This is a genomic window from Corynebacterium yonathiae, assembly GCF_027570195.1.
Lineage (GTDB): Bacteria > Actinomycetota > Actinomycetes > Mycobacteriales > Mycobacteriaceae > Corynebacterium > Corynebacterium yonathiae.
The window spans coordinates 1-11956 of record NZ_JAKMUZ010000022.1 but is presented as its reverse complement, the minus strand read 5'-3'; the positions used below and the strand labels follow the sequence as shown (position 1 = coordinate 11956).

At 58.9% G+C, this 11956-nt stretch carries 11 protein-coding genes; 3 read left to right on the top strand and 8 right to left on the bottom strand.

Annotated features, from left to right (window positions below):
- The first annotated feature begins 177 nt into the window (after positions 1-177).
- Entirely contained in the window at positions 178-987 is an 810-nt protein-coding gene (locus L8V22_RS10400; RefSeq protein ID WP_049360951.1) for a fumarylacetoacetate hydrolase family protein, read from the top strand.
- Positions 988-1188: 201 nt separating this feature from the next.
- On the top strand, positions 1189-1554 hold the full coding sequence (locus L8V22_RS10395; RefSeq protein WP_420840002.1) for a class I SAM-dependent methyltransferase: 366 nt from the start codon (positions 1189-1191) through the stop codon (positions 1552-1554).
- On the opposite strand, the gene L8V22_RS10390 is transcribed toward L8V22_RS10395, so the two are convergent.
- Positions 1551-2654 (bottom strand): isochorismate synthase, encoded by a 1104-nt coding sequence (locus L8V22_RS10390; protein ID WP_238800973.1) that lies wholly within the window; start codon positions 2652-2654, stop codon positions 1551-1553. The two genes, L8V22_RS10395 and L8V22_RS10390, sit on opposite strands and share 4 nt — an antisense overlap.
- 100 nt (positions 2655-2754) lie before the next feature.
- Here L8V22_RS10390 and L8V22_RS10385 point away from each other — a divergent pair, with 100 nt between their 5' ends.
- Complete coding sequence (locus tag L8V22_RS10385; protein ID WP_269966495.1) at positions 2755-3900, top strand: CE1 family esterase; 1146 nt, start codon at positions 2755-2757, stop codon at positions 3898-3900.
- A gap of 85 nt (positions 3901-3985) precedes the next feature.
- Here L8V22_RS10385 and L8V22_RS10380 read toward each other — a convergent pair whose 3' ends face one another.
- The 7 genes from L8V22_RS10380 to L8V22_RS10350 form a co-directional block, all read right to left on the bottom strand.
- Entirely contained in the window at positions 3986-5467 is a 1482-nt protein-coding gene (locus L8V22_RS10380) for a choice-of-anchor M domain-containing protein (RefSeq protein WP_238800972.1), read from the bottom strand.
- Positions 5464-6372, bottom strand: coding sequence for an anchored repeat-type ABC transporter permease subunit (locus L8V22_RS10375; RefSeq protein WP_238800971.1), 909 nt, complete (start codon positions 6370-6372; stop codon positions 5464-5466). Before L8V22_RS10375 ends, L8V22_RS10380 begins: the two co-directional genes overlap by 4 nt.
- A complete protein-coding gene (locus L8V22_RS10370; protein WP_238800970.1) occupies positions 6369-7097 on the bottom strand; it encodes an anchored repeat-type ABC transporter ATP-binding subunit in 729 nt (242 codons plus the stop codon). The genes L8V22_RS10375 and L8V22_RS10370 overlap by 4 nt, the downstream gene beginning before the upstream one ends.
- Positions 7090-7968, bottom strand: a complete 879-nt coding sequence (locus L8V22_RS10365; protein WP_023021690.1) for a choice-of-anchor M domain-containing protein — start codon at positions 7966-7968, stop codon at positions 7090-7092. Before L8V22_RS10365 ends, L8V22_RS10370 begins: the two co-directional genes overlap by 8 nt.
- On the bottom strand, positions 7961-9478 hold the full coding sequence (locus L8V22_RS10360) for an anchored repeat ABC transporter, substrate-binding protein (protein WP_238800969.1): 1518 nt from the start codon (positions 9476-9478) through the stop codon (positions 7961-7963). Before L8V22_RS10360 ends, L8V22_RS10365 begins: the two co-directional genes overlap by 8 nt.
- A complete protein-coding gene (locus tag L8V22_RS10355; protein ID WP_238800968.1) occupies positions 9478-11079 on the bottom strand; it encodes a choice-of-anchor M domain-containing protein in 1602 nt (533 codons plus the stop codon). Before L8V22_RS10355 ends, L8V22_RS10360 begins: the two co-directional genes overlap by 1 nt.
- 36 nt (positions 11080-11115) lie before the next feature.
- Positions 11116-11956, bottom strand: an 841-nt coding sequence (locus L8V22_RS10350) for a choice-of-anchor M domain-containing protein (RefSeq protein ID WP_269966494.1), incomplete at its 5' end; no start/stop codon positions are given.

Sequence of the window (11956 nt, the reverse complement as noted above, 5' to 3'; positions counted from 1 at the left end):
AAACGTGCTCTGCGCGATGCGCTTGCCGACGCCCTCAGAGCCGAACGGTTGCTTTCGTCCCCTTTTCCGGGGGCTTGCAATGACGTTTGAAAGAACACTGCAATTTACTCAAATTAACTAATTAACACCGTAACCTTTGCACACATGTGAAGGTAACGATTGAGTAGGATTACCGCTATGCGTTTAGGACGAATTGCACACCCAGAAGGAATCTGTTTCGCCATTATCGATGGGCCGAAAGACGCCCCGATGCAAGAGCTAGTAGCAAAAGAAATTGCTGGCACGCCTTTCACTCCGCCGGAGCCAACCGGGCGCGAGTGGAAGCTTAACGAGGTTCGCCTCTTGGCACCGACCCTGCCTACCAAGGTTGTGGCGCTGGGCCGCAACTATGCGGACCACGTTGCGGAAGTCTTCAAGAAGTCTGCCGATAGCTTGCCGCCCACCATCTTCATTAAGCCGTCCACCGCGGTCATCGGCCCGGATGCCGCGATCAAGATCCCAGACTATGCCACCAATGTAGAGTTCGAGGGCGAGCTTGCCGTAGTCATTTCCAAACCGTCGAAGAATATCAAGGCCGAGAACTGGCAAGACCACGTACTGGGCTACACCATTTGCAATGATGTTTCCTCCCGTGACCTGCAGTTCAAGGACGGACAATGGGCTCGTGCCAAGGGGATCGACACTTTCTGCCCGCTCGGCCCATGGATTGAGACGGATCTGGACAGCTTGAATCTGGATGACCAGAAGATTAATGCCTACCTGACACACGAGGGCTCTCGTGAGCAAAAGCAGGATTCCAATACGGACCAGATGATTGTGAAGATGGGCGGCATCTTAGAAGAGATTTCCGCCGCCTATACCTTGCTTCCCGGCGATGTCATTACTACTGGTTCACCGGCCGGCACCGCTCCGATGGTCCCGGGGGATACCATCGAAATCGAGATCCCAGGCCTGGGAACCCTACGCAATTCCATCGACCGTGCATAACTCCCACCAGAGCGAGCATCGCCCCTACGTTCCCACTCCCGCGGAAATGGAGGAGCGGTACCGCAGCACTGATCGCGTGTGGTCAGGAAAGCCGAACTCCACCCTTGTCGATTATGCTGCGGAGCTTGCGCCTGGCTCTGCCCTGGACATTGGCTGCGGAGAAGGCGCGGACGCGCTCTGGCTTAAAACCACGGCTAGGATGTGTTGGGCATTGACTTCGCCCCGACGGCCGTAGCCCGCACTCGCGCCCTCGGCGTTGCCGCACAGGTTGCTATGTTTAGTGGCTTTAGCCATGAGCCCTTTGACTTGGTAAGCGTCCACTACGGTGGGATACGCGCAACGTCGGAAGAGGTCGAAAAGCTTGAGCACTTGGTAGCTCCAGGGGGAACACTGCTTTTTGTTCACCACGATATGGAGTCCACAGAACTGGCGATGCCGGAATGGTTGGCGCACAACCTGCGCGAATTGGAAACTGTCACCCTAGCCCGCCGGGAGCGCCACTTGGCTGAAGGTGCAGGTGCGCACCACCGCACCGACGTCGTGCTCGTCGCCAAGCGCGTGGGCTAGAGGCTTAGCGCCTTCAAAATGGTGCGCAGCTTAGCGGTGGTTTCTTCCAACTCCGCTTGGGCATCAGAATCGCCGACGATGCCTCCACCAGCCCAAGCGCGTGCGGAGAGTCCATCGCCGGCAACCTCTGCGCAGCGAATGGCTACCATATATTCGCCGTCACCTGAACTATCGCACCAGCCGACCGCGCCGGCATAGAAACCACGGTCGGTCTCCGCAGTCTCAATAAGGGCTTGGGCGGCTTCGGCCGGGGTGCCACAGATAGCCGGTGTGGGATGGACCGCTAGGGCAAGCTCGAGCGCAGTCAAGTCTTTATCCTTGAGCGTTCCGGAAATCGGCGTGCCAAGGTGCCACATTTCATTGGTGCTTATCAGTTGTGGGACGTCCGGAATATCTAGTCGCTCGCACAATGGGGTGAGCGCCCGGCGCAGGTGGTCGACCACAAAAGCGTGCTCGTGGAGATCCTTGGAAGAATGCAAGAGGTCCTGTCCTGCGAGGTGATCCTCGGTCGGCGAGGCGCGGCGCGGAGACGAACCCGCCAAGGGAAAGGCTGACACAGTCGAGCCTTGACGCTTGACTAGAACCTCCGGGGAGGAGCCGACAAGCATCGCGCCCGGCCTTCCAGCGGGAGAGAGATCAGCAATGAACCCGTCACGGTTGGCGGAGAGATCGATAAGGCGCGCCGCCACGAGGCGCGGATCGATGGCTTCAGGGAATTCGATGTCTACCGCGCGGGCTAGAACTACCTTTTCTAGTTTGGAGGTTTCAATCGTGCCGATGGCTGCCTCCACGCGGCGAAGGTGTTCCTCAGGCTCTGGATCGAAGCCAACTACGCGGGAGCTTAAGCTCTGGTTGCGATAATAAGCGTGCGGTTCCAGCGGGCCCTCTTCGCGGATGATGGTCTCCGGTACGGTTAGTGCCGCGGGGGTGTCCGAATCGAAGGGGATCGCACCGACGACCATCTCTACATCCTTGCTGCGGAGAGCGGAAATTGCCGCATCGGCGTCATTAAAAGTGTGGCGCGCACCTTGGGTACGGACAGACCCCGTTGCCCGTGAGAGCAAAAAATCGGGGGCGGTGCTTGGTCTGTCTTCGTGCATGAAAATCTAGCTTAATGCCTTGGGCTTTTCTTACAGAATTGAGTGTGCACTGGGCGTGTAAACAGTGTCTCTAGTGAAAAATGTGGTTAGTTTTAACCTTGTGGCTAATGTTACTAATTTTCTTCGCTATTTCCTTTACCTGATTGTTGTTGGTGTGCTGGCTTGCGGGGCGCTGCTGAGCGTGTCTCCTGCCCACGCGCAAGAAGCGCCTGCACCTGCACCTGCGCCGGCCCCAGCAAACGCACCACACCCAGCACCGGCACCAGCACCGGGGCCGGCACCCGAAAACGCGAAGCCGGTTATTCCGCAGCCAGATGGATCCCACCTCGTTCCAGAAGGCGTGAAAGAATCCACCCCGGCACCAGCAGATAAAGGTGCTGACCAAAACAACCCGGCACCTGCTCCTGAGGGATCATCGCTTCCGGAGCCGGCACCGCGGCCAGCGATGGTAGATACCAGCATCAACCCCAACCCGCCATTTAAGCCGGGCTCTATACAGTCGCTCACTATGGAGCACGAGGGAAAGACCCGCAGGTATCTATTGCGCATTCCCAATAACTATTCGCCGGAAAAGGCTGCGCCTGTTCTTTTCGGCTTCGGTGGATGGGGAGATTCCCCGGAAAACTATTCCAGCTACGCACGTATGCAGACTACTGAAGCTAATAATGAGGCAATCATCGTCTACCCGGAGGGTTTTGAGCGTGCTTGGGAGGCAGCACCTTATGCCAAGACGCACGATGGTGAGGACATCCGCTTCATCAAACGCATTCTTGACTCTGTGGACAAGGACTACCACGTTGACCGCAACCGCGTCTATGCCATGGGTATGTCCAATGGTGGCGGCTTTACCTCAGTGCTGGGCTGCCACGCGCAGGACACCTTTGCCGCTGTAGCCATGGTCTCGGGTGCCTTCTACAACCCGGTGGAGGTTAACTGTGCCGATGCGCCGATGAATACCCTCATCATGCATGGCGTCAATGACAAGATGATGACCTATGAAGGCGGTGACCGGCACGAGGCTGGCTACTTACCGGTGCGCACGGTGCTTGGCGGATACCTGAAACGCAATCGATGCGACATGACCTTCCAGGCGACTCCAGAGGCTGGCGGTTCCGAACGCCTGAACTTCAATGGTTGCCAGAAGGACGTACAGCTGGTCAAGGTTCCGCAGGACCACACCTGGTTCTGGCAGCCAGATACTCCAAAGGTGGTCTGGGACTTCCTCTCGTCCAAGACCAGGGTATAAAAACAGCGGCTCTTAGCCACGGATGAGGCCCAGAGGATCTCTCCTCTGGGCCTCGTTCTATGGTTGGCCGATAACTAGCACTGCGCTAGTCGACGCGCGGCAAGTGGGCCGTGGCATCATCGGCCGGCTGCTGCGCTGGGGCCTTCTTCTTGCGGAAGAACCGGACATAGACCAGCAGGCCGATTCCGAGCACCAGAGCGAATGCGCCTAGTCCGGCTAAAAGGCCCGCCCAGAAGCTGCTTTTAGCCAGGGTGGCGGTATACGCAGCGGCATTAGTCAGTACATTTCCAGTGTTTTTGCCTTCCGCAGCGCCGGCATCCGGCACCCTCTCTGCACCAGCGGTGCCTGCGGCCTTGCCCTTGGTACGCTTTGCGGACTTTGCGTCCCGAGAGCCGGTGGACTTTTTGGCCGTCGAGTGGGAAGAACCGCTGGTGGAAGCAGAACGGTGTGAGCCCGTGCCAGCGCCTCCGCTTTTTCCGGATTTCGCAGTGGAGGCAGACTCATTGACACGGCTAGCCGAATGGTGGGTCGTAGCCCCAGAACCAGCACCAGACTTTCGCGTAGTACCAGAGGCGTGAGCCGAACCCGTGGACGGCGTCTTATGTGGCGCTCCATCCTTCCCAGCGTCTTTTTCCTTGGTGCGGGAGGGCTGCTTGCGCTTGCCCGCGCTGTCCTCGTCAGAACCCTTCTTGTCTTCTTGTGGCTTGCCACCGTTTAGGAATTTCTGGCCCTCCTGCAGGGTATTGTCGAGTTCTTTGTCTAGCCCGGCGATGGCTTTGTCTACGTCTTTGACGTCTTTTTCCAGTTGCTTGGGGCGGCTATTTGAGTCGCCACCGTTGCCGGAAGCACCATCCGCATCGGTATAGTCCACGCCGCATAGATCTTTCGCATCTGCCTGCTCTCCGACGAGGAAGCCAGCATGGAGGTGATGGCGGGAGCCGTCAGGAAGCTCAAAGGTAAAACTCACCGCGTAGGTTCCGGGCTCGGTGAAAATGAATGCGGGGTGGGAATGGGAATTGCCGGGATAGTCCCAGGCAGAGCCATCTTCGGTATCCATGAGATACTTGATGCTCCCTAGATCCGTCTGGTAGGCCACGATGCGGCCATCGTCCGGGCCTTGTGCGATAGCCATGCTCAAGGTAGCGGTCTCTCCGGCGGCAAGGAGATCCTGAGACAGCTCTTGGGTATTAAAACCCAACCAGGGGGCGTTGGGATCTTGCGTTTGCGGCAGTATCCAACCTTCATTGGGAAGGGAGGAATCATCGAGCTCCGATAGCGGCTGCTTAAGGTCATCAGATACCTCAATTGCAAAGGACTCAGAGTCATGCTCGATGTCCTTATCGTCATCTTTGACTTTGAAGCTGAGCTCTCCAGACTCACCACTGAGTGCCATGTCTTGGTGGCCCTTGGTGATGAGATCGAAGTCACTCGCGGAGCAGGTCTCGGTGGATTCTTCTGCGTGGGCGGTAGCGGGGGTGAAGGGAGCCCCGACCACTGTAGGAAGGGAACCGAAGCTTAGAAGTCCGGCGGCGCCAAGGGCCACCGCGGTGCGGCAGACGGGTTTCATGAGGGGACGGATTCCTTTCGTGGGGTGTTATGTGGGGCGTCGGAAAGCGAAGCGCCTGCGTGCTTGCGGGCGCCGAGGAGCGGATGAATGGCCCAAACGCCCAAGAAAATGACGGTGAGGGTGAGCACTATGGTGGCGCCGGCTGGCAAGTCAATGGCCCATGCCAGATAGATGCCAAGGAAGCTCGACAGCGCGCCAATGACAGCGGCAAGCCACATCATGGTCGCTAGGTTTGCGGTAAGCAGGCGAGCCGTCGCGGCCGGAGTGATGAGAAGGGCGAGAACCAAGATATTGCCGATGGTGCTTACGGAAATGACCACTGCGGCCGTTACGCACAGGTATAAGACGATGTCCAGGACGAAAACGGGCAAGCCCATCGCACGAGCGGTCTCTCGGTCCAAGCAGGTGGCGTTAAGCTGCGGGCCAAAGGCTATGACGACGGCGATAACCACTGCACACACGCAGGCCGCGATGATGATGTCGGTGCGGGATACGCCGGTGAGAGAGCCAAAAAGGAAGCTGGTGAGAGAGGCACTATAGCCATCAGTGCGCGAGATGATCACCATGCCCAAGGCGAAAGCAGCGGCGAAAAAGATACCGATGATGGAATCCGCCCGTACGTGGCGGCGCTGCGAAAAAGCGGCAATGAGCAGGGCCACAACTGCACCAGCAACTGCGCCACCGACGAGGACTGAGGCCTGCAGGGCAAAAGCAATGGCAAGGCCGGGAAAGACGGCGTGGGAGACGGCATCGCCAATGAAAGCCATGCCGCGCAGCACCACATAGCAGCCGATGACGCCGCAGACAATGGCTGCGAGCAAGGAGATGCCTACTGCGCGGGCAAGGAAATCCAAATGGGGGTTTATCAGGTCGCGCAGGAAATCAAGGAAGGAAATTTCAATCATGCGGAGACTCCAATGGCAGAAAGCAGCGGAGAACCGGCGCGTACCCCAAAGGTGCGCGTCCACGGCTTGATCTGGTTGAGAAGCAGTGAGGCGGAGTCATCGGCTATCACGGTGCCGTTGAAAAGGATAAGGCGGTGGCAGGAATGTGCCGCCTCGGCGAGGTTATGGGTGGACATGACGATGGACTTGCCGCGCTGGGAAAGCTCTTCAAAAAGCTCCAGCAATGATTCGGTATTAGGAGCATCGAGGCCAGTGAATGGCTCATCAAGCAGCAGTACGTCCGGTTCCGTGGCGAGCGCCCGGGCGATGAGCACGCGCTGGCGTTGACCACCAGAGAGCTCTTCGATAGGGCGGTGCGAAAAATCCTCCAAGTTCACCAAACGAAGAGCCTCTGCAGCTGCGGCATGATCCTTAGCGCGAGGCCGCTTGAACCAACCGATAAGCCCGGTGCGGCCGCTGAGTACGGTGCGGTAGACATTAATGGGAAAGCCCCATTCCACCTCGTGGCGCTGGGGAACATACCCCACAGTGCCCGCGATGCTCCGCGTCCCGGAAGAAGGGATGAGCCCTAAAATGGCACGCATGAGGGTGGTTTTGCCGGCGCCATTGGGCCCGAGGAGCCCGATGAATTCGCCCGGGCAGACAGTGAGGTTGGCATCGGTGATGACGCTGCGGTGCGAGAGCGAGACGTTGAGATCAGCAACGGAAATAAGCGGTTTAGCCACGGTTATCGCCCCGCTTGGCTGAACGCAGGGCGAGTCCCAGGGCCAGTAGCAGTACTACGGCGCCGACACCGGCGAGGACAAAGACCCAGGTGGGAATAGAGGAGCCCGCGGTCTGGGCATCGTCTGGATTCCAGGTGGTGTCCTGGGCCGCTTGGACGTCGGCATCATCGCCCACGGCGAAGGTGAGTACGCCATCGGTGCTGAAATCGGCACCGTCCTTGGTCTTGCCCTTTACCCTGATGCCTACCTGATGGGTGCCTGGCTCCGTAAACGTCCAGTTGGCGTGGGTGTGGGTATTGAGGTCTACCCAGAAGTCCTCGTCGCTCTTCTGCGCGGTGGACCACAAGAGCTGTGGCGCTTCGAAGCCGCCGTTTTGCAGGAAGAGGGAGAAATCGCCTGGCCCGGAATGGCCGAGGAATTCCATGGTGACTCCACGATCGGCGGCGTCGACAAGTGAGGGCGCCTGGGTATTCCACCCCAGCCAGGGAACACCGACTTGTTCGGTTTGGGGAACTACCCAGACCTTATCGCCGGATTCAGCGCCAACGAAGCCAAAGTCATCTGTATCGGGAAGGGTTTGTTGTGCCTTATCGCCCACGGAAAACACGAGGTCATCCAGGTGACGCCAGACTGGCTTATCGCCGGCATCATCGCGGGCCATAAGCTCAGAATCCGTGCCATCAAGCAGGGCACCAACGTCTACGTGACCGGTATCGATGACCTTTTCCTGGCCTTGTGGGGCAACGTGTTCATCGGCACCGACTACCTGGGCGAGGTCGCCCGCCCAAGCAGGACTGGTAGAAAATGCCAGGCCTGCAGTAAGGACGCAGGCGGCGGTGCGGGTGGCGGTACGAGTAGCGAATTTAAGCATTTTTATCTCCATCGGTGGGGGTGGGGGTGGGGGTGAGGCAGCGCTGAAGGGAATCAGCGTTAAATTTCATAAGTTCGATGTAGGAGCTGACGGTGTCATCGAACGTGTCGCCGTAGATGGGGCACAGCTCCACGCCTTGCTCCGCGGCAGCCTGCTTCAATGTCTCGGCGCTTGCCTGCTGCACGGGTTCTACAAACACCGCTGGCAGATGTAGGTTCTCCAGCGTGCGGCGCAAGGAAATGACTTCGCGTGGGGAAGGCTCGATGGCCGGATTGGGAGTGACGAAGCCGGCCACCGACATGTCATATCCTTGCTCCAGATAGGCGTAGCCGTGGTGGGTCGTCACGAGGTGCCGGTTTTCTTTAGGGATAGAAGAAATGGCGCGGTCAACATAGGTATCCGTATTCCGCAAGCGCTGGGTGTAGGCCTCCGCCCGTTGGCGGTAGGACGCCCCGTGGGAAGGATCTGCTTGCGCCATTTCCTCGGCAATGACATCGACGTAGGCGATGGCGTTGTACACGTTGTGCCATAGGTGCGGGTCCACCTCGCCGTGGATGTGCTTACCTAGGACCGCCTGCGGCAATAGGTAGGTATCCGCGCCCGGCCTGCCCAGGAAGCGGTAGGCAGGATCAAGCGGAATGGGCTGCAGCACTGAAGAGGGGATGGACACCACGGTGGTGGCAGGGTCGAAACGCTTGTCCTGATCGTGCAAGTCAATGCTGCGCTTGGCTAGGTCACCTGCAATATCCAGGTGTCCGGAATCTATCACTTGCATGCCTTTAGGTGGGTTTACTCCCACGGCCACAGTGAGGTGTTGGACGTCGGTGCCCTCTGCTTGGAACCCGAGGTGATAGATGCCTGGCTGGGAAAACCCCCAAGAGACGTGCGTGTGGGCGTTGGCCGGCAGGGTCACTGAGTCTTCTTTTTCATCGATGCCATTGGCCGAGTTAAAAAGGACCTCCGGGGTGCCGAAGGTAGAGACCACATAGGCCGCGACGTTACCTGGTCCGTCGGCAGAGACCATGCGGAAATCCACTCCAGAAGAGCGCTGTTGTGCGCCGCTGATACGCAGGCCCAGCCAAATTGCCTCGAGCGAGACATCTTCTACCAGCGGCACGAGAGTGGCACCGCGGGTGGAGGCAGCATCGGCCACTTCCACCACGGGGGCATCGGTGGATTCGTGCAGCGTATCGATGAGAGACTGCGGCTCCAGCAAGTAGCCATTGCTCAGCGCCAAATCGGCATTGGCAACATCGCGTACCGTGCGCAGCGTTGGCTCAAAGGTATGCGGATCTTTTCCACTGGGGATAAGGCTTTGTACGCGGGCATCTTCTCCCGCAATATTGCGCGCGAGATCCGCGAGGATCGGGGTGGTGGCCACCACGGTGAATTTCTCTCCGTCTCCAGCATCCAACGCGGCCGAGGGCGCACAACCAGTGGCCAGCAGGCAGGAGCCCAGCAGCGCGCCAATGGTCGGAAGCCTGCGTCTATGGGAAAGCGCACGCGCCATTAGTCCGCTGCCTTAGCTACAGCTAGGCGGGCAATGCCCAGGCCGAGGAAAAGCATGCCCAAGCCCAGTGCTCCGATGCCAAAGGGAACAATGGGAGTCCCCGTATTGGCTAAAGAACCGCCCTTGCTGGGGGCCTGAGCGGCCTGGCCAGTGCTTGTTCCGGTACTTGTGGAAGAGCCACCAGCGCTTGCCGACGCCCCATCTGCCGCAGCACCATCTCTGCAGTCTCCGCCCTCCGGATTTACCGCAGCGCCTAGGTCGAAGTGCCCGTTGTCAAAGGCTTCCGCCGGCTTGTCGCCGCCGACCACGAAGTGAAGTGTCGCTTCGCCGGCGACTTGCTTGCCCTCACCGGTCTTGGCCACCTGGCGGATGGTGACGTCATAGGTGCCCTGCGCACCAAAGACCCAGTTGGGGTGCACGTGCGTATTAGGGGCAATCGAATAGGTGCCCTCCGCCGCATCGGCATTGCCTCGGAACCACTCATCGCCCACAATCTTTCCCAGTCCGCCCTGGGAGTAGACCATCATCGGGCCAGGGCCCTTGAAGCCTGCTAACTCCCAGGTGACATCGCCAGGGATATTCTCGCGCATGGTCGGACTTTGGGTATTAGCACCGAGCCACGGCACGCCATCGACCTGGGTAGAACCAATCATCCACGCCTGACCAGCTGGCACTGGGCCTACCTCTTGGGGCAGATCGACGCTGGATTTATCGGAGAGATAAAAGGTAGCGCCATCAGCATCGCGCCACTGGGAAGGAGAGACAGTATCGTCCTTGATTTGCGGCGTCATACCCGGGGTGCACTCTTTATCCGTAGCTGCACCGGATTTATCTGCGGCTGCAGCGCCGCCCTTGTCTGCTGAACGCGGGGTGCTCGTAGCTTCTTGGTCATTGCTAACCTCGCCGGTATCAGCCGATCGATCGGCTGCGGATGCATCGCCGCCGTCGCCCACCTCCCAGGTGTAGGTCACAGCATTGCTGGATTCGCCGTTGGAATGGGCTTGCACCGTCATGGTGTACGTGCCGGCCTCGCTAAAGGCCCAGTTGACGTGCCGGTGAGCAGGATTGGGCTGGTTGATGACCTCGCCGCTGGTGAGCTCCATTGAGCCGGAATCGGTCACCGTCTTCACATCGCCAAAGCCGCTGGTCTCAAAGACATAAACAGAACCCGGGCCGGAAACTTCGGCGAATTCTAGGTCAACGTTGTCAAAGCCGCCATCGCGTGCAGGCTGGGTATCCCAGCCCGGCCAAATGATGCGTTGATCCTGGGTCTGCGGCAGGAAATAGGTGGGCTGGCCGATCTCCGGCACGGCCTCGGTGGCATCGGACCAAGCGTCCTCCACAACCTTGAGCACCACATCATCGCCAGAGCGTGGAACGCTCGATCCAGTGATGTCTTCCTTCATCGATAGGTGGAGCTGACCATCTGGGGCCGTGACATAAAAGGCGTCTACGTGGCCAGAGTCGAAGACCTCATCAAAGGCAAGTGCCGCGGCGGGGGAGAAGAAGGCCAGTGCTGTGGCAAAGACGGCGGCGAATACGTGAATGAATCGGCGCCGCAGCGGGACGCGCCGAGGGGCAAAGGAGGGTGAATGATGCATTGTGGTTTCCCGTCTAGTTGGTGGGGTAGAAGAGGCTTAGAAGTTGAGGCCGAAGCGTTTGCGGATGAGGTCCTCGTTATCGCGGAAGAAGTTATAAAAGGCCTTGAAAACCACCACGAGAACCGCTGGGAGGACCAGGCTCCACGGGCTAAATGAGGAACCTGTCGGCTCTTCTGGCCTACCGGGGTGAGCTGGCTTGTCCGGCGTATCTGGGGTGGATGGTTGGGTGGAAGGCTTCTGGGAAGGCTCCGCGGAAGGCCTATCCGTTGGACTTTCGCTGGGCTCTCCGCTCCCAGAGGTGCCCGGCGCGCGGAAGGAACAGGAATCCAACGTCTTATCGCCCACGGCAAAGGTGAGGGTTTGGGGCGCGGACTTTAGCTCCTTGCCGTCTGTGCCCGTGGCTGTATAGGTGGCCTCAAAGGTGTACAAGCCAGGCTTGGAAAAGGCCCAGTGCGTATGGGTATGGGCCGGAAAGTCGGTTTCGATGGTGTAGTCTTTAGCCGCAGAATTGGCGAGGACCGAAAAGCCTTTGCCATGGGTGCCATCGATGAATGCGCCCCATTCGGCACCGTCCGGCGTGGAGGTGGGCTTTAAGTTGAGGTTGACGGCGTTGTCCTTGGTTAAGGAGTAGTCCAGGTCCTGGGTATTATAGCCTGGCCAAATGATGTTTTGGTCCTGGGTTTGCGGCAGGTGGTAGAAGCGCTCACCAGGCTTTCCTAGGAAGTCGAACTCCTTGCCCGCGAGCTTCTTATTGCGCGGGGTGAGCGCATTATCGTGTACACCGAGTACAACGTCATCGAGTTTGCGGTCAACAGATTTCTTGTCTACCTGCGCCGTGTCATCGCGCAGAACCGTTGCAAAGCCTCCCTCGGCAGGC

What these genes read in the sequence shown, in the direction of transcription:
- L8V22_RS10400 (WP_049360951.1), top strand. Translation starts at nt 178, where the DNA reads ATGCGTTTAGGACGAATTGCACACCCAGAAGGAATCTGTTTCGCCATT.
- L8V22_RS10390 (WP_238800973.1), bottom strand. Translation starts at nt 2,654, where the DNA reads ATGCACGAAGACAGACCAAGCACCGCCCCCGATTTTTTGCTCTCACGG.
- L8V22_RS10380 (WP_238800972.1), bottom strand. Translation starts at nt 5,467, where the DNA reads ATGAAACCCGTCTGCCGCACCGCGGTGGCCCTTGGCGCCGCCGGACTT.
- L8V22_RS10375 (WP_238800971.1), bottom strand. Translation starts at nt 6,372, where the DNA reads ATGATTGAAATTTCCTTCCTTGATTTCCTGCGCGACCTGATAAACCCC.
- L8V22_RS10365 (WP_023021690.1), bottom strand. Translation starts at nt 7,968, where the DNA reads ATGCTTAAATTCGCTACTCGTACCGCCACCCGCACCGCCGCCTGCGTC.
- L8V22_RS10360 (WP_238800969.1), bottom strand. Translation starts at nt 9,478, where the DNA reads ATGGCGCGTGCGCTTTCCCATAGACGCAGGCTTCCGACCATTGGCGCG.
- L8V22_RS10355 (WP_238800968.1), bottom strand. Translation starts at nt 11,079, where the DNA reads ATGCATCATTCACCCTCCTTTGCCCCTCGGCGCGTCCCGCTGCGGCGC.